This window comes from Paenibacillus sp. JNU01, assembly GCF_059130585.1.
Genome location: NZ_CP169723.1, coordinates 347,488 through 365,623, shown reverse-complemented (window position 1 = coordinate 365,623; position 18,136 = coordinate 347,488). Strand labels below are relative to the sequence as shown.

Sequence of the window (18,136 nt, the reverse complement as noted above, 5' to 3'; positions counted from 1 at the left end):
TCGGAGTTTTCAGACACGCCCTAGTAAAAATCCTTTGTCAGTGAGCCGATGATCTGAATTGTTGCTCCACGTTCCTCTTCCGCATGATTGTTAAATATATTAATAAAGAGTCGGTTGTTATACATTAGTTTGAGTCGATTGACACTGTTGATAATCCCCATATTACCAAGGGCTGTAGCACGATCGGCCGTCTGGTTCATTCCGGAGCCCGATGCCTGAATATTGGCTACAATCTCCTGGATCTTATCGGGTGGAAACCCCTCTCCGTTATCCTTGATCTCCAAAGCCCATAATCCGTTATATTGCTTCACGGTAATCCGGATATGCCAAGGCGGCGCAGTGTTGGCAAAGGCATGTTCAATGCAGTTTTCCACAAACGGCTGAATGACCAACCGTGGCAACCGGATTTCGTTTGCCAGTTCGTCAGCACAGATGTCCCATTCCAGATCCTCCTCGTACTTTTGCTGTACAAGGGACAGGTAATGTCTCGTATGTTGAAGCTCCTCAGCCAAAGTCACATGCGCGTATGGTGAAGAGACAATATAACGCAGACTGTCCGAGAGATGTTTACACATATCGGATACAACTTTGGTCTTCCCCTCTTGGGCGGCAATACTGATCAGATATAGAACATTATGAATAAAATGAGGTGCGATCTGGGCTTGCAGCGCAGAATTACGCGCCTTTACTTCTTCATGAAGCGCCGATTTTTCCCGGTCAATGGATTGTTGAAGCCTCTCCATCAGATCCCGAAAGGCTTCATTCAGCAACAATAGATCGTTATTCTTCGGCGTTTCATCCACTTTCAGATTCATATTGCTGTAGTTCATTCGCCAGATCTGGCTACGTAGCTTGCGGATAGGCAGCAGCAGGTTACGCGTCGACAGGAAGATATACACGAACGACACCAGCATCAGTGCTGTAATCAGCAGGATGGACATCGTCTGAACAGAATGGATCGAGCCTAGGACAGATTTTTTGGGCGTTATGATGTATGTAATCCAACCTGTACTCGGTGAAATAGAATGTGTGACGTAATTGTCGTCTTTGTCGACATCTAACCCCTCGTCTGATGAAGGCTTTGTCCAATTCGCAAATGTCTCACTAGCTTCCGTACCTGTCATCTGCTCTCCTTGTTCATTCAGAATATAGACTTCCCCTGCTGTAATGCCTTCCGTAAGGTTCTGTATATAAGCTTGTTCCATCTGAATGCTAAGATAACCGTACACCTTGCCATTCTGATCATTGATCGTACGAACAAAGGAAATGGTATCGACTTGGCGCAGCAGAACAAAACCACTTTCCGTCCACTCTCGTCCGATCTGACTACTCTCCATCAGGGTGTTCAGGATGGCGGTTGGATTACCCGAACCCAGATATGACGTCAGGAGAACGCCGTGATTGTCATAGATGGACATGTCCTTGATATTCATGCTCGGACCGATGGCCTGGAACATGATGTCTTTAATGATCCGAATCTGTTTCAGTCTTTCATAATTACTATGCGCTGAGGAGCTCTTCTCCATGGCTGCAAAAATATTTTTGCTGGATAATATTCGCTGTGACATCTGGTTCTGCTGCTCCACATAGAGATCAACTTGCTCTCTTACCTTCGTAGCGGTCACGAGCGTATCCTGCTCCGTTTTCAATTTGAGCGGACGGACAACGATCACATTCACATAAACGATAAAACAGCCCAGCACAAACAAAAGCAGAGCCAGAAACGTCAAAAACACCTTCGTCTGCAAACTGAATTGAGTTGTTTTATGTATGAACTTCGCCATTATTAGAGATACCCTCCTGTTCTGACATGATGTGAAATCCCTTACATTGATGTCTACTCTATCACGGTACTCCATGAAATGATAGCGATTTCAAGTTCAGGATTTTACACATCAACGTTCAAGCACAGACATGTACCGGGGAGAGAAAAAAATCTATAATCGGACTTGTAAACGGATTCACTACATGTTTTAGAGGGGGATTTGCATTGAAAACAATAAAAAGAAAAAAGGCGATTTCCATTATTCTGGCCAGTTTATTATCCATCTCATTAACCGCTTGTGGTTCAGGAGATACGGATTCAGGTACAGCTGCTGGCGGGGACAGCAAGAGTGGCAAGGTCACATTGGAGCTGGCAATCTCCAAAAGTTCTCAGGACTCTGCCTTCATCCAGCAGGACATTCTCGATGCATTTGAAAAACAAACGAACATTCGCGTCAACTTGCAGCTGATTCCTGCGGAACAAACGACGACAGTACTGCAAACCAAACTGGCAGTAGATGAAACGCCTGATATCATTCAGTACAATCTGGCGAGTGCTGTCACGGACCTGAACCTTGAACGAAACTTCGAGATTCTGGACAACGAACCTTGGGCAAGCAGAATTGTGAACAAGGACGTCCTCTCTTCCGGAGGTCATCTCTACAGCTTCCATGTCAGTCAGGATACGGGGATGCAAGGGGTAGTTTACAACAAACAAATCTTTGAAGAACTCGGGTTGTCGATTCCAACGAACTACGAAGAATTCCTAGCGATCTGTGAAAAAATCAAAGCAAGTGGCATTACACCTGTATTCATGCCATACAAAGATGCCTGGGCTGCCAACATCTGGCCCGCTGCAGCTTTTGCCGATTTTGTAGCCAAAAATGATCCGACGTTTTTTGATGAGTTGAACAGTAACAAGAAAAAATGGTCCGATATTCCCGAATTCAAAACATTCCTGGAACAACAGTATGAAGTGTACACCAAAGGGTACACCAACACCGATGTACTTAGCGACAGCTATGACATGGCAGTAGGTAAATTCCTGAACAAGGAAGTTGCCATGATGTTTATGGGCGATTGGTTAATTGAAGGCGTGGCCGAGCAAGATCCAAATATGGAACTGGGTGTATTCCCGATTCCATCGTCGGATAATGCCAGTCTGGGTGCAAGTCCGCTCGGCGGACAACTGTTCATTCCGAAGAAATCCAAACATTTGGATGAAGCCAAACAGTTCCTCGACTATATCGCTTCCAAAGATGTCGCACAACAGATCGTGGATTCCAAAGGATACGTATCCAATTTCAGTGACGTTACTACTCCGGCACTGCCGGCATACAAACAGGATATTGTAGACAATTACATTACGCCGAAGAAAACCGTGCTAACAACGGATGCATACATGCTGGTGGATCGCAGTGAATTGTACCGATTGTTGCAGGATCAATTCGCTGGTGGATTGTCACCAGAAGAAGTGCTGAAATCCTGGGATGAGAAGTTCAGTCAGCTGATGCAGGATAAAGGCGTAGAAGGTTTCTAAAGAGTGAAATATAAGGCAGCATAACATGATCAATTGTTATGCTGCCTAGCTATAACGGAGTGTGAGACATGAAAAGGACTAAAAATCTATACTCGTATTACATGATATTTCCCGCACTATTGATCTACTCCATCTTTTTCGTTGTGCCTGCTCTCGCCGCTTTTTATTACTCATTCACGGATTGGCGGTTGGACCGGCTGGAGCTGAAGTTCATCGGGTGGGATAATTTCGAGAAAATTTTCTCAGACAAAACGCTGATTCTGGCGTTGAAAAACACAGCGATATTTGCGATTGTCACCGTTGTCGGCAAGAATGTCATCGGCCTATTGCTGGCCGTAGGACTTAACATGCGATTAAGAACGAAGAACCTGCTGCGTGCGATATTCTACTCGCCTTCCATTCTCAGCATACTCGTGATCAGCATTCTGTTCACACCCATGTTGCGTACCGAAGGTACTATCAACAATTTGTTGGAATCTGTAGGATTACATTCGTTAAGCCAAGCTTGGCTGACCAACCCATCGATTGTAATCTGGACGATTGCCATCGTCTCCATCTGGCAGAGTGCCGGGTTCCAGATGGCCATCTATCTGGCAGGCCTGCAGTCCATTTCCCAGGAGTATTACGAAGCCGCCAAGATTGATGGCGCAAGTTCGTGGAGAAGTTTTTTCAAAATCACACTGCCACTCTTGCTGCCCGCCATTAACATTAACCTGATGCTGACGTTGATCGGTGGACTCAAAGTATTCTCCGAAGTATATGTCATGACCGGTGGTGGCCCGGGTAACGCTTCCCAGGTCGTAGGTACGATCATTCTGCGGTCTTTCGGCGAAGGCAACTGGGGACTTGGAACAGCGGTCAACACCCTTCTGTTCGTGGTCGTTACCATTATCGCTATACCGCTATTGATCTTCATGCGGCGTAAGGAGGTTACCGAATAACATGGGCTATACACGCAAACTCGCCATCCGTAACTATATCGTGGAAGGCTTCCTGATTCTGGCCTCTCTTATCGTTCTGTTGCCGCTTGTCATTCTGATCTTCGGCTCATTCAAAACCAGCGCCGAAGTGCTCAGCTTCTCCCTGAGTTTCCCGGAAACATGGCAGTTCTCGAACTATGTTCGTGTCTTCCAGGAAGGCGGTCTGTCGCGAGCATTCTTCAACAGTATTTTGATTACTGGCGTATCTTCCATCATTAATATCGTTGCTTCTTCTGCAGCGGCATTCATTCTGGCACGTCGGGAAACCAAACTATCCGGCACCCTCTACATGTATTTCTTTATGGGACTGATTGCGCCAATGTCCATTATCACGACCATACGGGTTGTACAGGGACTGGGGTTCTACGGCAGCATCACTAGCGTTATCCTGATCTATGCCGCGTTAAATACAGCCTTCAGCGTATTCTTGTACAGTGGATTCATTAAAACCATTCCACGAGCACTGGACGAAGTGGCTTTTCTGGAAGGAGCAAGTGTGTTCGGTGTGTTCTTCCGCATTGTCACACCACTCATCCTGCCCGTTAACGCAACGGTAGCGATCATGGTGTTCATGTCCGTCTGGAATGATATCACCATTCCGGTATACTTCCTGACAGACAGCTCCACTTGGACGATGCCACTATCGATCTACAATTTCTACGGCAAATATAGTCGGGACTGGAACCTGATCTTCGCCAATCTCGTGCTTACTTCGTTGCCTGTGTTCATTCTGTATCTATTTGGACAAAAATATATCGTCAGCGGCCTTACTGCCGGTGCAGTTAAAGGTTAATCCCTATATTCTCGCAGAACTCTAATACGTTAGGAATTCGAGGGAATCCATGTAGCAATCTATAAAGGCTTAAAGATAAACATAAAGACCCACCTTAATTGGCGGGTCTTTCTTTGTTTGTTTTTGAAGTAATGTTCTGTAATAAAGTTTTACAATAACAGTAATATCTTCACGATTATTATTTGGGGTAAGTGTCATACAGATTCGCCGGTAACGCCTGCACAAACGGTGACCACTCGTTCGTTGTGTAGAGTTGAAGTCGGTGCATGGCTCGAGTGCAAGCCGTATATAGAAGCTTGCGATCATATTCCTGGCTGTAAGCTTCTGATGAAGCATCAAAGACCAGAACCGCATCGAACTCGACGCCTTTCGCAAGGTACACAGGAATAACCATGATTCCTTTTTCAAAAATCTGTGTATCCTTCGTTATAAGTTGTAACCCTTCGCCTCCTTGACTCTGTAACCTTTCATAGGCTTCCCGGCTTTCAGCTGCGGTCTTCGTTATTACAGCGATGGAATCGAACCCCTCTGCCTTAAGCGCAGTAACGTCTGCCAGAATACGCGCACCACGCTGCTTCTCGTCCTTCAATCTTGTTAAAAGAGGCTTCCGATCTCTCCTTTCAAAGGGTCTAATCTCTTCTCCCCCGGGTAACATGTGTCTCGTGAATTCAACAATCTCTTGGGTTGAACGATAACTGCGTACCAGGCGGATCAACGTGGTTTCAGCTTCTCCATAAAGGTGGATCAATGGCGAGTTGGACGCTGCTAACTCCGTAGCCTGCATAAAGATGGCTTGCCCGAAATCTCCCAATACGGTCATGCGAGCACGAGGAAACAGTTTCTTGAAATATTCGTATTGAAACGCTGAATAATCCTGACCTTCATCCACGAAGACATAACGAATCTCTCTATTCGTCCGAACGCCCTCGATCAGTTCTTTTACATATAAATAAGGAGTAGCATCCTCATGGAAAAGCTTGTTCTGGAGGATCATCTCCCTGGTTTGTTTGCATATCTCAGCCCAATGCTGCGGGGGGATTGCCCCATTCGTTCGTTCCCGATAAGCGGCTTCATCTGCAAATAGTTGTTCATATATCCCTTTCACATCCACGAACTGGAATTTCCGCACACTCTTCCTTAAAGGTTTAAACATGTTTTTCACCAGTTTCTGACGAAGCAATTCCTCTTCGCGCTCTGCAAAATCAAAAGCACCCTCATCTTGCTCTGCGCTGTTATTACCGTTATCTCGTGCTGCATACTTTTCCGCGACATCGAACACAGGCTTTTCTTTGTGAAGCATACCGTAAGCTTCCACATACTCATCGGTATCCAGATAATTCAACTCCTCCAGAACCCAGTCGGCTTCACGTTCCAGACGTTCCAGCATAACGAGTTCTCTCAGCAGCCATTCCTGCACAAGAAGAATTCGGTTGGACAGTGTCAGATTTTGATCCAAACTGTAAAATTGGTTCTTAATTCGGTCCGCAGTGATGAACTCACGTTCCCGAAATCGAATCCCATTGAACAGCATCCCCTCTCCTCCCAACCACTTCCCGTAGTTTTGGAGCACTTGAAGGAATGTCTCCGAAGCTTTATACTTGATCGCCTCCATACGAGCTTCATATCCTGGATCTCCCTGGGCTGTCAGCACATATTCAATCTGATCAAAAGCATCCTCTGGTCGTAAGGAGGAATCCAGCCAATAATTTAGATATTCCTGAAAAGTGGTCTGCTGCATGTTCTCTTCGCCAAGTTCCGGGAGTACGGTGGATGTATAACTGGTAAACATCGGATTCGGAGAAAAAAGTACAATCTGATCTGCCTTAACGGTCTGCCGGTGTTTGTATAACAAGTAGGCCACTCGCTGTAACGCAGCGGACGTCTTGCCACTGCCAGCTGCTCCCTGAACAATGAGCATACGGCTTCGGTCATCACGGATAATAGCATTTTGTTCCTTTTGGATGGTTGCTACAATGCTTTTCATTTGTGAGTCTGCACCTTTGGCGAGTACTTGCTGTAACAATTCGTCACCGATCGTCTCATTTGAGTCAAACATGCTAAGAAGCTGCCCGTGTTGGATCTGAAATTGACGCTTGAGCTCCATCGTACCCTCGATTTGTCCTGAAGGTGTGTCATAACTTGCTGGCCCCGGAGAGTGATCATAGTACAGACTCGCAATTGGCGTACGCCAGTCATAGATTAGAAAGTTCAATCCATCTTCATCCATGAAGGAAGATACGCCGATGTAGATCTGTTCAGTAAATGTCATGCCTTTTTCCTTATAATCGAAGCGACCAAAATACGGTGTCGGAAGTAATCTCTTTGTATTTTTCCATTGTTGCGTTAACAGCTTGTGCCCACGTTCCCTCTCGGCCAACACTCTCGATTGCTGATTAATGGTGTAGAATGCATCTTCAAAATCGGTGTACGAACCCGTGTTAATCGTCACTTCTTCCCAAAACCGTTTACGAATTTCGGCAGCCTGTTCATGCAGTCCTTCAACCTTCGGTTCTAAGTCGTCGAGTCTTGCCTGAAGCTTGCTCCTTACCTGCACTAATCTTTCCTCTTCCAACTTCCATTCAACGGTTTTATCCATGAATGAACCCACTCCCTTTTCCATTTATTAGGACCAAAAAAAAGAGCATTGACAAATCGGAATGTCGGATGTAAAATTAAATTAGGAGAAATAATGATTCATCCTTTGTTCCAAATCAAAATGTCAATTGCGCTATAGATTATATCATGGCGTTTTTTCTAGTTCAATCTTTTTATTTAATGTCTGAGTTGGAGTTCATTCATAATTGATAATGCATAAGATGTTCCTTGAGTTACAAGGGGCATCTTTTTTTATGTCCTCGATCTAACGGATTCTGGGATTGTGAGAGAATTAGGCAATAGTTTGATAGAAATGTGGTACACGCTGGTTCATTTGTTATGACATACTTATGTGTAAATAGGCCACCAGACCGGTGGCAATAATAAATATCAGAAAGGATTGGAACATAACATGGAATATACGAAACTTGGTAACACTGGCTTGGACGTATCTCGATTTTGCCTAGGATGTATGGGGTTTGGAGACGCCAGTAAATGGGTTCATCAGTGGGTACTGAATGAAGAGGACTCTCGCCCCGTGATCAAAAAAGCGCTGGAGCTGGGCATCAATTTCTTTGATACAGCGAATGTATATTCTCTGGGTACGAGCGAGGGTACCTTGGTCGGGCGTTAAAGGATTTCGCTAATCGGGATGAGGTCGTTATTGCAACCAAAGTACATGGACAGATGCATAAAGGACCCAACGGTTCTGGCCTTTCCAGAAAAGCCATCCTGAGTGAGATTGATAAAAGCCTGAGACGATTGGAAACGGATTATGTAGATCTGTATATCATTCATCGTTGGGACTACAATACGCCTATTGAAGAAACCATGGAAGCCTTACATGATGTGGTGAAGTCCGGGAAAGTAAGATATATTGGGGCTTCAGCCATGTTCGCTTGGCAGTTCCAAAAGACATTACATGTAGCAGAGAAACATGGTTGGACCAAGTTTGTCTCTATGCAGAACCACTTGAACCTCATCTACCGCGAAGAAGAACGTGAAATGTTACCGTTATGCAAGGAAGAAAAGATTGGTGTGACTCCTTACAGTCCTCTTGCTTCAGGCAGGTTAACCCGTGACTGGTCCGTATCGACCCTTCGATCCGAGACAGACGAAATTCAGAAATCCAAGTACAATGCGACCAGTGATGCAGATCGACTTGTGGTTGAACGGGTTGCATCCATTGCAGAAAAATACGGAGTCCCTCGTACACACATCGCACTTGCGTGGTTGCTGCAAAAAGACACTGTAGCGGCTCCAATTATCGGTGCCACCAAACTATCACATCTGGAAGATGCTGTAGGTGCTCTTTCCGTTAAGTTGACCTCAGAAGATGTCACATTCCTTGAAGAACCTTATGTACCTCATCCTGTAGTAGGTGCTCAATAGTAAATTTTCCTAAAAAAATGGAGAACCCCCCTATTTCCTCATCCGGAAGTCGGGGGGCTTTTATGTGTGCAATTTATTTTCGCCAAAATGTTGAACATTCTGCCTTATCCGCGATATTAAACTCAATCATTCTCTCAAGTAACGAATAATCAATCTCCTGTTTCCACTTCATTCGCACCAACTCTTTGGTATGATCATAACCGGCTTTAGTGATCTCTTCCGAAAAACGATTAATTCCTGCCTTTTCGGGAGCAACAGCCAAATGTTGCTTGGATACACTAAAACCAATAATGAAGGTATCATGGTCGGTAAACATCGGTTGGTTCCATGCAATTTTTTGTTTTAAATTCGGGAATCTTTCAGTGATCCAGTTCAAAACTTCTTCCGTTCGTGCCTGGTGTTCCGGGTTATCGATGCGTGCTATAAATTCTGCAAAGGTCTCCATTGGTTTCCCCCTATATCATGAAATATACTATTTAATTTGCCCCATTCAAACTCATTCTATCATGAATATCAAATTCAAGACCCCTATCTGTCCGATAACTCAAAACGATAAGTAGCTGCTAAACTTTATATGTTTTCCTTAATCCAAGAACGCAACTGATCAGCACAGAATGCGCGTTCATCTGGATCGGATTGAGAACCCTTTGTCAGATAAAGTTGATCATTCACGTATCTGGGATAAACATGCAGATGATAATGCCATACATCTTGATTACCTGCAGGTTCATTATGCTGTCGTGTAGAGATTCCTTCACATCCATATGTACTTTTCATTGCCCATGCTGTAAGTTGAGCCGCGTAATGAATCTCAGCAGCGTAGTCCGCAGGAAGTTCAAAGATGTTCTCGAAATGTTGATTTGGAACAATAAGCACATGTCCTTTATTGTTTGGCCACCACTTGCCTGCTATAAATGCCGTTACCTTTTCATTCTGATAGATAATATCTCTTTGTTTGGTTCCCTGATCCGGTCGCTCGATACCCCAAATACAACAAAATGGACATTCATACCCTTCGGGCTGATGTGAAAATGATGCTGTCATCTTTCTCCTTCCACTCCTTTCAAGTTTCTTCAAGTAATTATTAGATTTAGCTAGCTTCACACCTATGTCTGTAGCAATTTCAAGATAGAATATTATAATAACAAACAACCTATATAAGTGGTAAATTATGCAGATAGATCTATTCCCTTTTTTTGTGTTAACCTCTTTAATGTTCTGTACAAAAAAAATATGGGGGTTACATAATTGAAAGTTTTAATTTCATTGGGAGGAGTATTCGTTCTCGTAGCTGCAGAATTACACTTCATTCTCACTAACGGGAAGCATAATACTGCATGAAAAAATATTCTAATATCATTGTATTCCTCTGGGTTCTATTGATCATTGGTTCAACTTTTATTTTAATTGAAAACTCAACTCGCAAGAAAGAAATTGCGGTCAATTCGGATTATTATACTAGTTTTGTTTCGAGAGTACAGAATCTGAATGATACACTTTCTCAAACCAGTGAGGTACATTCTACTGGAGAAATCGAGCAAATGTTTGATGTTTATACTTCCATCATTTTAATAAATGACCGATTAACGCTCATCAAAGAACATACTGAAAATTTCTCTGATTATATAAATGTTCTTATCAATGACTTTTTAATATTTAGAAATGAATATGGTTATCTTGTAAAGGATCAATTAAAAGGAAACCGTACAGATTCTGAAGTACGTATAAAAGTAGCCAAACAGATCAAATTATTCCTGAATGACTTGCCTAGAGAATACCACGATTCAGAAGAATTTTCTGATCAGTTCAGTGCCGCTGCTAAGCATATTAAGCCATTGCTGCATCTTAACTTTTAATTTATTTGAGCTGCTGCTGCGGCTCTTTTTACTTAACCATATCATGCTGAAAGATTAAATATGAATTTTCACCAGGAAGGTGAGCTAAAAAGGATCCTACAATGAACAAGATAAAAAGCAGCTGACCTTATAGGCAGCTGCTTTATTCTATCTTTAACTATCCCTATCAATAATCACACTCCACACTTACATGGTGTTGATATCAATAACAAAGCGATATTTCACGTCAGAAGCCAGTACACGCTTGTAAGCTTCGTCAATCTGATCAGCCGAGATAACCTCAATGTTAGGCGCAATATCATGTTCTGCACAGAAATCAAGCATCTCTTGCGTCTCACGAATGCCACCAATCATGGAACCTGCGAATGAACGGCGATGACCGATCAGAGAAAATACGTTTACGGCTAATGGCTCTGCAGGAGCACCCACGTTCACGAGTGTACCATCCAGCGTGAGCAGTGAGAAATACGTGTTAATGTCAATATTGGCACTCACCGTGTTAATCATCAGATCAAAGGTTCCTGCAAGTTTTTCGAAGGTCTCGGGTTCGCTTGTGGCAAAGTAATGATCTGCACCAAATTGCAGTCCATCTTCTTTTTTGCTCAAGGATTGGGAGAGGACCGTTACTTCCGCACCCATCGCATGTGCGATTTTGACAGCCATATGACCCAGACCACCCATACCTACAACGGCAACCTTCTTACCTGGGCCAGCTCCCCAGTGATGAAGTGGTGAATACGTCGTAATACCGGCACACAACAAAGGTGCAGCTGCATCAAGTGCAATGTTATCAGGGATGCGAACGACAAAATCCTCTACGACAACAATATGTGTTGAATATCCACCTTGCGTAGGTTCACCGTATTTGTCTACTCCAGCGTAAGTTTGAATATTTCCTTTGAGACAGTACTGCTCTTCACCTTTGCGGCAGTTAACACATTCACCACAAGAGTCGACCATACATCCGACCCCTACTCGGTCACCAACCTTATATTTGGAGACTCCGCTTCCTACATCAGTTACAATCCCGGCAATTTCGTGCCCAGGAACGAGTGGATAGTTCACAGGACCCCATTCACCGTGGGCAGTATGGATGTCAGAATGGCAGATACCGGCATATTTAATCTCGATTAATACATCATTGGTATCCAGATCACGTCGTTTAATTTCAGCACTTCTGAATTGTTGGTCTGGTCCGTCAACGGCTCTGGCTTTAGCTATAATCAATGGAATAACCTCCTCGTAATTGTAAGTACATAAATAATCTTACGCCCTCTAGTTAACTCTAGGTCAAATGTTTATCTTATTTTTTATCTCCAACGTACTTTGACATCCAGTAATCCAACATGATAGAATTCACTCGGATCAATCCTAGAGTTAACTCGAAGTCTACCCCTCGTAGAAAGGAATTCATTCTAAATGACCTATTCAATCGGTGAAGTTGCCAAAAAATTAGACCTTACAGTATATACATTGCGGTACTATGATAAGGAAGGACTTATGCCTTTTGTAGAACGTACCACGAGCGGAACGCGCTTGTTCAAAGATTCAGACATCGACTTTCTAAAGATCATTCAATGCCTGAAGTTGACCGGAATGCCTATCAAAGACATCAAGGATTTTATTGAATGGTGTTCTGAAGGGGATTCCACCCTGAAGCAAAGATATGATATGTTCACGGAACGAAAAGCCATTGTTGAAGCACAAATGGAGCAACTAAGAAGGACCATGGAAGTTATTGACCATAAACGCTCATACTACGAAACTGCTTTGGAAGCTGGAACCGAAGAGATTCACAGAAGAGTAAAAACAACAGCCGATGCCGTCACCAATTGATGGTCCATCTTTCTCATGACGTAAATAGGTACAAAAATAGCAGCTTGTAATCCTATAACGGATTACAAGCTGCTATTTGGGATATGTTTAGGCACATCGTATGGAATAACATTTCGGAGATATGCCTCTATATGCGCGTAGAGCCAGCCGTATCATTTTTCCAACAGTTTTATGGATGCATTGATTATTCGATTTAATTTAACTTTATCCGTCGAGGTTCTGGCCATGGCTCTAATGCCGACAGAAATATTGTGCAAATACTCTGCCATTTCCTTCGCATCATGGTCTGAGGAAAATTCTCCATCGCGTTGTCCCCATTCGATGATCTGCTCAAACATCCGCTCTGTATCGTTAAATGATTCAAGGGACCGTGTATCTACATCCGAATCACGTGTGCCCAGCTCTACTGCCGAATTTACGATCAGACAACCCGATGGTGTATCCTCTGCTTCACTGATCATCAATCCATAAATGTTATGAAGTGCTTCCACTGCCGTCTTGGACGCTTTAATTTCTGCAAGTAATGTAGCACTGATCTTGCCTTTATAACGATCCATAGCCTGCAAGAACAATGTATGTTTATCATCAAATGTATCGTATATACTTCGGCGATGTATTCCCATATGCTCCACAAGGTCACTCATCGATGTCTTCTCATAACCTTGTTCCCAGAAGATCTTCATTGCTTTATCCAACACTTCGTTCACTTCAAACTCTTTACTTCTAGCCATTCGACTTCCCTCCTAAAGTCAATCTAACACATCGGGAACGATCAGTAAATAAAAGACGTATACATCTTCTGTACTTGTTGTATATCATGATTGTGCACTTTGTGATTATGTAACCAGCAATGAGCATGTCTTATCCATTTACATCAAATGTTTGCCTATTCCTATCCGTTTTCTACCGCCTAGGGTCAATATACGCTAAAATGTGATTAATTATTATATTGTGCGAAAAAGGAGATTTACGCATGTCTGATCGATTACACGAGCATCAAGACGAATTAGCCAAACGTATTGACCGTTATTCAAACACCAATGGTGTGCACCAGACGGCTATCCCTTCATTATTTCTAATCCGTGAATCGGTTGTTACTGAACCTATATTTAGAGTGAACGAACCTTCGTTCTGCATTATCGTACAGGGTGAGAAACAGGTCCTGCTGGGACAGGATCGTTTCCGATATGGTCCAGGAAGTTATGTCGTGGCAACCGTTGACTTGCCGGTTAGTGGACAAGTGATTCAAGCCTCGTCTGAGGCTCCTTATCTGGCCCTGAAACTTGAATTTACGTCCAGTGAGATTCTGGAGGTGTTGAACCACTCCCATTTCCCGGCAAGACCGCAGAAAACGACGAAACGTGCAATATTTGTAAGCCAGGCTGAGCCATCTCTGCTGGATGCAGTTGTCAGGTTAATACGTTTGTTGGAAGATCATTCGGAAGATATACCACTGCTCGCTCCTTTGTTCAAGAAGGAAATTCTCTATAAAGTTCTGAAAGGCCCCCATGGGATGGCCTTGGAACAAGCTACCATTGCGGGCAGCCATACCTATCGAATCAGAGACGTTATTGAATATATTATGAATCACTCTGAGCAAAATTTTCGGGTGGAGGATCTGGCCGATTTGGCGAATATGAGTACTGCCTCGCTGCACAGACACTTTAAAGAAGTGACTGCCATGAGTCCGATTCAGTTTCAAAAACAACTTAGGTTGCAAGAAGCTCGGCGCTTGTTATTATCCAAGTCCACCGATGCAGCAGATGTAGCATTTCAGGTAGGTTACGAAAGCCCGTCGCAATTCAGTCGTGAATATTCTCGCATGTTCGGTTTACCGCCCAGAGAAGATATTAAACGCCTGAGAGGTATGGATCAATAAAACAACTGCCCTCATCTGTCATGGTACTAGCTAATACTGTTCCGTATCACTAAAAAAGAGCATCTCCCCGTCTTTTAATGACGTTTGGAAATGCTCCTATGTTACTCTACTGTATTTTTCAGTCCAATTTTACTTTTCCGAAAGCAAGCTATCCGAAATAAACTGCAGCTGACCTTCCAACGTTAACGGATCGTTGTACGAGTCTGAAGTCGGGTCAAGCTGGAACACATGATTGGCCTTCACCGCAGGCAAATTCTTCCACAATGGATTATCATATACGATCTTGGGATCAGTTTTGTCTCCCGACCATGGGCTGGTGAAGATGATATCCCCCGCATACTCCGGTAATAGTTCCATGGATATCGAAGCCCAACCAGTACCGCTGTCAATTGCTTCAGCTTGAGCCTTGGCCGGTGCCTTGAGACCAAACTCTCCATAAATAATTTCACCGCCTCGGCCGTAGTTGTGACCAAATACAAATAATCCTTTGGCATACGGATTCAGAATGGATACCGTGCGATCACCCACAGCTTCCTGAACCTTAGGCTTCATTTCGTTAATCTTTGCTTCCCATTTAGCATTCCATGCTTTAGCTGCGTCTTCTCTATTGGTAAGCTTACCCATCTCAAGCATCAGATCCTTGAAATTGCGCTTACCATAATCAATCTGTACGACTGGCGCAATCTGCTCCAGCTTGTCGATGCCCTCTGTGCCTGTGTACACAATAAAGAGGTCGGGTTTTAAGCTGATTAGACTCTCTGGTGTAGGCTTTTCACCCAGATCACTTGTGCCAGCTTCTGCAAGTTGATCCTTGATATACTTGTTGTTCATCGCTCCTGATAAAGCGCCGACTACTGGTGCATCGAGGGCAACAAAGTACCCCGTCGAAAATGACGTCAAATCAATAATGCGCTTAGGATTTTTGGGTACCTGTACTTCACCTGCATCCGATTGGTATGTAACGAGTTCCTCTTCGGCAGTTGCTTCTGTACCAGCTGAAGAAGCTGAATCCGAGTTCGTCTTGGTTTCTGTTCCCGCAGTTTCATTCGTACTGTCCCCGGTTGTACTATTGCTCGCGGTAGATTGACCACAAGCACTAAGTACAAGCAGCAAGATGAGTGCCATTATGATCCATACTGATTTTCTCTGTTTACGCAAAATAAACCCACCTTTTCGTTGATATTGATAATCGTTATCAACGATATCATGCTCTGAAGTATTTGACAAGCTATGTTTATTTTCCTCCCTCTATGAACTCTAACTTGCAAGTCACTAACTTAAGCGGCTATCATCAATAGAGTAGACAAGTCACTTTTATTAAAAAGAGAGATCATTGGAAAGCCAATGAAACGTATTCAAGGAGGACAACATGGAAGAAATTATGTTATGGTTAAAGTATTTGTTTTTAGGTATTGTTCAAGGCGCAACGGAGCCGATTCCTGTCTCCTCCAGCGGTCACTTGATCATCGCGCAGAGACTGATGGGCATGAAGCAGAATGGATTGTCATTTGAGATTTTAACCAACACGGCATCGCTTATCGCTATTATTTTTATTTTCCGGGAAGATATCAAAACGTTGATTATTGGTGCATTAGGTTACCTGCGTACTCGTAAAGAAGAATATAGAGCAGACTTCATGTTTTGCTTATACATAATTATTGGTACGGTTCCTGCTGCTGTTGTTGCGGTCCTGTTCAAGGATCGGATTGAAGAAATTTTCTCGTCCGTCTACACTGTTTCCATCGCGCTATTGATCACCGGGGTTGCCTTATGGCTGATTCGTAATCTTCGTGGTCGTAAACAAGACGGTGATCTGTCTACAAAAGATGCATTGTTGGTCGGTCTCGCTCAGGCAGTAGCTCTTATTCCCGGAATTAGCCGTTCTGGGGCGACTGTAATTGCATCCATCGCTGTGGGCATGAAACAGGAAACGGCACTGAAGTTCTCCTTCATGCTGTACATTCCAATAAGCATTGGTGGACTCATCATGGGTGTATCCGACATCGCCAATGATCCAAATCGATCACAGCTGGCGATCCCCTATCTGATTGCATTTATCACAACACTCTTCGTTACCTATTTCTCCATGAGATGGTTTATGGGCATTATGGCAAAAGGCAACCTGAAATACTTTTCGTATTACTGTTTTGCCGCAGGAACATTGTTGCTGATCTTCTTATAAAAACAAACTAATCACACCAAAAGGAACAACCAGCGATGGTTGTTCCTTTGTTGTATCTAGCAGAGCCATCAGTTAAATCTTCAGCTGAGGCGGCGTATTGTTTTTTGAGTCATGTAGTTCTACTTTACTTTCAGGTAAGATTAGTTTAAACTGATCCCAAATAAACAGTACGGTCTTTTATAATAGGTACTACCCGGAAGGATAGTGTTAATAATGAGTATGGCTGACTACCACGGTAAAGTTAAAAACATTCAAGATACCCCTTTTGGATATACGTTGTCCGTTATTGGTGGCAAATGGAAAATGGTGATTATGTACCTTTTGGCAGAAAACCCGCCTGTCCGCTTCAATGAGCTGAAAAGACAGATCGGAGCCATCACATATAAAACATTGAGTTCACAGCTCAAAGAACTGGAAGCAGATGGCATGGTAGAGCGCAAAGAGTATCCTCAAGTCCCTCCTAAAGTCGAGTACCGACTGACAGCGAAAGCTGAGAGGTTACTGCCCGTTTTGGAAGGACTGTGCGAATGGGGCGCTCAATATCAAGACACATCGATCAATAATAGCGTAACGGATTAAACAATTTTGTCTATATGTTCAGATGAAATCATTGGAGTACATTGCATATATTAAAGCTAAAAAAAGTCGCCCATAGGCGACTTTTTCTTGTATATTATGCTCCTCTATCCGTTCAATAACGGAAGTTATGATTCGTGCGTAACATTTACCTTTTCGTGTACCAGATCTTTCTGATAGGCCAACACTTTATCCCAATTTCCACTGAATACAGGGATTCGATAATACCCTACACGCTCATATAGTGCTGCAGCTTCCGGCTGTAATGGACCGGTTTGCAGTTTCAGGTTGGTATAACCAAGTTCGCTTGCAAGACGCTCCGCCTCAGCCAAAATAGCCTGGGCTATCCCCTTACGGCGGTAGCCACTGCGTGTATACATGCGTTTAACTTCTACAGATGTTTCATCAAGGGGTCTAAGTGCTCCGCAACCAACCGGGTACCCGTCGATCCTCGCAACGATAAAAGCCGCCCGTGGCACTTCAACGTCGGAAAGTTGAAATCCCGCCGTTCCATCACCGCCATATAACAAACCGAGTTCTTCACTCAGTTCCTTGATCAATTGCAACGAATCCTCGCTGCGAATATCTTCAGCTGCTGCATGCACGATGTGTGTCACCCTACATACCCCCTTTATCTCATTGGACTTATTGGTTTTAATGATATGTCTAAATTATCATTCCCAACAGCAAGCGTCAATTCCCCCATCCATTGAATATTTCTATAAGTACGCCTCAACTCACTC

General features: G+C 43.6%; 16 protein-coding genes and 1 pseudogene. 9 read left to right on the top strand and 8 right to left on the bottom strand.

All coding sequences use genetic code 11. The features are described from left to right. Positions 1 to 20: 20 nt before the first annotated feature. Positions 21 to 1,784: a sensor histidine kinase gene (locus NLBNIHML_RS01475; RefSeq protein WP_494353582.1), complete on the bottom strand. Its 1,764-nt coding sequence runs from the start codon at positions 1,782 to 1,784 to the stop codon at positions 21 to 23. A 206-nt stretch (positions 1,785 to 1,990) separates the two neighbouring features. On the opposite strand from NLBNIHML_RS01475, the gene NLBNIHML_RS01470 reads away from it, so the two are divergent. The 3 genes from NLBNIHML_RS01470 (at position 1,991) to NLBNIHML_RS01460 (ending at position 5,077) form a co-directional block, all read left to right on the top strand. Beyond that, positions 1,991 to 3,304 (top strand): ABC transporter substrate-binding protein, encoded by a 1,314-nt coding sequence (locus tag NLBNIHML_RS01470; protein WP_494353581.1) that lies wholly within the window; start codon positions 1,991 to 1,993, stop codon positions 3,302 to 3,304. Between the two features lie 68 nt (positions 3,305 to 3,372). Further along, positions 3,373 to 4,245, top strand: coding sequence for a carbohydrate ABC transporter permease (locus NLBNIHML_RS01465; RefSeq protein ID WP_339242596.1), 873 nt, complete (start codon positions 3,373 to 3,375; stop codon positions 4,243 to 4,245). Between the two features lies 1 nt (position 4,246). Then, positions 4,247 to 5,077, top strand: a complete 831-nt coding sequence (locus NLBNIHML_RS01460) for a carbohydrate ABC transporter permease (RefSeq protein ID WP_339242593.1) — start codon at positions 4,247 to 4,249, stop codon at positions 5,075 to 5,077. 178 nt (positions 5,078 to 5,255) lie between these two features. On the opposite strand, the gene helD is transcribed toward NLBNIHML_RS01460, so the two are convergent. Continuing rightward, a complete protein-coding gene (gene helD / locus NLBNIHML_RS01455; RefSeq protein ID WP_494353580.1) occupies positions 5,256 to 7,673 on the bottom strand; it encodes an RNA polymerase recycling motor HelD in 2,418 nt (805 codons plus the stop codon). A gap of 411 nt (positions 7,674 to 8,084) precedes the next feature. Here helD and NLBNIHML_RS01450 point away from each other — a divergent pair. Beyond that, positions 8,085 to 9,064: pseudogene (locus NLBNIHML_RS01450) on the top strand (aldo/keto reductase). A 73-nt stretch (positions 9,065 to 9,137) separates the two neighbouring features. Here the strand turns inward: NLBNIHML_RS01450 and NLBNIHML_RS01445 are convergent. Both NLBNIHML_RS01445 and NLBNIHML_RS01440 read right to left on the bottom strand, forming a co-directional pair. Beyond that, the gene (locus NLBNIHML_RS01445; RefSeq protein WP_339242587.1) at positions 9,138 to 9,509 is read right to left on the bottom strand and encodes an iron chaperone; all 372 of its coding nucleotides are present in this window, start codon (positions 9,507 to 9,509) and stop codon (positions 9,138 to 9,140) included. A gap of 125 nt (positions 9,510 to 9,634) precedes the next feature. Further along, positions 9,635 to 10,108, bottom strand: a complete 474-nt coding sequence (locus NLBNIHML_RS01440; RefSeq protein ID WP_472478281.1) for an HIT family protein — start codon at positions 10,106 to 10,108, stop codon at positions 9,635 to 9,637. A 293-nt stretch (positions 10,109 to 10,401) separates the two neighbouring features. On the opposite strand from NLBNIHML_RS01440, the gene NLBNIHML_RS01435 reads away from it, so the two are divergent. Next, positions 10,402 to 10,920 (top strand): hypothetical protein, encoded by a 519-nt coding sequence (locus NLBNIHML_RS01435; RefSeq protein ID WP_494353579.1) that lies wholly within the window; start codon positions 10,402 to 10,404, stop codon positions 10,918 to 10,920. A 186-nt stretch (positions 10,921 to 11,106) separates the two neighbouring features. Here the strand turns inward: NLBNIHML_RS01435 and NLBNIHML_RS01430 are convergent, their stop codons facing one another. After that, positions 11,107 to 12,147 carry an NAD(P)-dependent alcohol dehydrogenase gene (locus NLBNIHML_RS01430; RefSeq protein ID WP_494353578.1) on the bottom strand — a complete coding sequence of 347 codons (1,041 nt, stop codon included), beginning with the start codon at positions 12,145 to 12,147 and terminating at the stop codon, positions 11,107 to 11,109. 192 nt (positions 12,148 to 12,339) lie between these two features. On the opposite strand from NLBNIHML_RS01430, the gene NLBNIHML_RS01425 reads away from it, so the two are divergent. After that, a complete protein-coding gene (locus NLBNIHML_RS01425) occupies positions 12,340 to 12,756 on the top strand; it encodes a MerR family transcriptional regulator (RefSeq protein ID WP_339242579.1) in 417 nt (138 codons plus the stop codon). Positions 12,757 to 12,908: 152 nt separating this feature from the next. Here the strand turns inward: NLBNIHML_RS01425 and NLBNIHML_RS01420 are convergent, their stop codons facing one another. Further along, positions 12,909 to 13,487, bottom strand: a complete 579-nt coding sequence (locus NLBNIHML_RS01420; protein WP_494353577.1) for a TetR/AcrR family transcriptional regulator — start codon at positions 13,485 to 13,487, stop codon at positions 12,909 to 12,911. Positions 13,488 to 13,729: 242 nt separating this feature from the next. On the opposite strand from NLBNIHML_RS01420, the gene NLBNIHML_RS01415 reads away from it, so the two are divergent. Next, positions 13,730 to 14,635 carry an AraC family transcriptional regulator gene (locus tag NLBNIHML_RS01415; RefSeq protein WP_494353576.1) on the top strand — a complete coding sequence of 302 codons (906 nt, stop codon included), beginning with the start codon at positions 13,730 to 13,732 and terminating at the stop codon, positions 14,633 to 14,635. A gap of 129 nt (positions 14,636 to 14,764) precedes the next feature. Here the strand turns inward: NLBNIHML_RS01415 and NLBNIHML_RS01410 are convergent, their stop codons facing one another. Continuing rightward, positions 14,765 to 15,793: an ABC transporter substrate-binding protein gene (locus tag NLBNIHML_RS01410; RefSeq protein WP_494353575.1), complete on the bottom strand. Its 1,029-nt coding sequence runs from the start codon at positions 15,791 to 15,793 to the stop codon at positions 14,765 to 14,767. Between the two features lie 211 nt (positions 15,794 to 16,004). Here NLBNIHML_RS01410 and NLBNIHML_RS01405 point away from each other — a divergent pair, with 211 nt between their 5' ends. Then, positions 16,005 to 16,817: an undecaprenyl-diphosphate phosphatase gene (locus NLBNIHML_RS01405; protein ID WP_339242573.1), complete on the top strand. Its 813-nt coding sequence runs from the start codon at positions 16,005 to 16,007 to the stop codon at positions 16,815 to 16,817. Between the two features lie 213 nt (positions 16,818 to 17,030). Beyond that, positions 17,031 to 17,396: a winged helix-turn-helix transcriptional regulator gene (locus tag NLBNIHML_RS01400; RefSeq protein ID WP_339302517.1), complete on the top strand. Its 366-nt coding sequence runs from the start codon at positions 17,031 to 17,033 to the stop codon at positions 17,394 to 17,396. Positions 17,397 to 17,521: 125 nt separating this feature from the next. Here NLBNIHML_RS01400 and NLBNIHML_RS01395 read toward each other — a convergent pair whose 3' ends face one another. After that, positions 17,522 to 18,010, bottom strand: a complete 489-nt coding sequence (locus NLBNIHML_RS01395) for a GNAT family N-acetyltransferase (protein WP_339261081.1) — start codon at positions 18,008 to 18,010, stop codon at positions 17,522 to 17,524. Between the last annotated feature and the right edge of the window lie 126 nt (positions 18,011 to 18,136).

Excerpts from the sequence above, each read along its gene's own strand:
- NLBNIHML_RS01405 (WP_339242573.1), top strand. The coding sequence starts at position 16,005 with ATGGAAGAAATTATGTTATGGTTAAAGTATTTGTTTTTAGGTATTGTT.
- NLBNIHML_RS01445 (WP_339242587.1), bottom strand. The coding sequence starts at position 9,509 with ATGGAGACCTTTGCAGAATTTATAGCACGCATCGATAACCCGGAACAC.
- NLBNIHML_RS01400 (WP_339302517.1), top strand. The coding sequence starts at position 17,031 with ATGAGTATGGCTGACTACCACGGTAAAGTTAAAAACATTCAAGATACC.
- NLBNIHML_RS01465 (WP_339242596.1), top strand. The coding sequence starts at position 3,373 with ATGAAAAGGACTAAAAATCTATACTCGTATTACATGATATTTCCCGCA.
- NLBNIHML_RS01435 (WP_494353579.1), top strand. The coding sequence starts at position 10,402 with ATGAAAAAATATTCTAATATCATTGTATTCCTCTGGGTTCTATTGATC.
- helD (WP_494353580.1), bottom strand. The coding sequence starts at position 7,673 with ATGGATAAAACCGTTGAATGGAAGTTGGAAGAGGAAAGATTAGTGCAG.
- NLBNIHML_RS01460 (WP_339242593.1), top strand. The coding sequence starts at position 4,247 with ATGGGCTATACACGCAAACTCGCCATCCGTAACTATATCGTGGAAGGC.
- NLBNIHML_RS01415 (WP_494353576.1), top strand. The coding sequence starts at position 13,730 with ATGTCTGATCGATTACACGAGCATCAAGACGAATTAGCCAAACGTATT.
- NLBNIHML_RS01420 (WP_494353577.1), bottom strand. The coding sequence starts at position 13,487 with ATGGCTAGAAGTAAAGAGTTTGAAGTGAACGAAGTGTTGGATAAAGCA.
- NLBNIHML_RS01475 (WP_494353582.1), bottom strand. The coding sequence starts at position 1,784 with ATGGCGAAGTTCATACATAAAACAACTCAATTCAGTTTGCAGACGAAG.
- NLBNIHML_RS01440 (WP_472478281.1), bottom strand. The coding sequence starts at position 10,108 with ATGACAGCATCATTTTCACATCAGCCCGAAGGGTATGAATGTCCATTT.
- NLBNIHML_RS01425 (WP_339242579.1), top strand. The coding sequence starts at position 12,340 with ATGACCTATTCAATCGGTGAAGTTGCCAAAAAATTAGACCTTACAGTA.